Genomic DNA, 564 nt, shown 5'->3' with positions numbered 1-564 from the left:
ATATTTGTAGATATTAATTTACTTTGTAATCTTTATTAACAAATTGTCTAATACATCAATTTATCAAACCTCTTCTAATATGGCTTCAATAAAGCGTAAGCATTTATTATTGGGTTGCTCGCAAGCAAGAGTCTTGTCGTTAGCAGCCGCCGGTTTAGTAGTGTTCGTGCCTTTCGTTGCGCCACAGTCCGTTCGGGCTGCAAGCGTGGCAGCGGTCGTTGCACAGAACAAAGTGATTACAGGTGTGGTAACCGACCCTGATGGTGAGCCGATTATAGGTGCCTCCATCACCGATTTAAATCAGTTGGGTGTGGGAACGATTACCGATGCAACGGGTCACTTCAAACTCAATGTCCCTGCAGGAACGACCATTCAGGTGTCGTTTGTGGGATTTACTGCTCAAGTGTTTAAGGTGAAAGAGGGCACGTCGACTTATAACGTGACGTTGCGCGAGGACCAGCAATCGCTCAATGAAGTGGTTGTCGTGGGTTACGGTGTGCAAAAGAAAGCCAACCTGACGGGATCTGTTGCCTCTATCAATGCCGAGGCTTTGGCCAACCGCCC

1 protein-coding gene is annotated in these 564 nt (G+C 46.8%); it reads left to right on the top strand.

From position 1 onward, the window contains the following. Nucleotides 1-79 precede the first annotated feature (79 nt). Nucleotides 80-564: carboxypeptidase-like regulatory domain-containing protein (locus HMPREF9420_RS14510; protein WP_007133666.1), on the top strand; the 485-nt coding region annotated here is incomplete at its 3' end.

The sequence above is a fragment of the Segatella salivae DSM 15606 genome, from assembly GCF_000185845.1.
GTDB classification, from domain to species: Bacteria; Bacteroidota; Bacteroidia; order Bacteroidales; family Bacteroidaceae; genus Prevotella; species Prevotella salivae.
The sequence above is the reverse complement of the archived record's forward strand: the minus strand, read 5'-3'. Positions and strand labels throughout refer to the sequence as shown.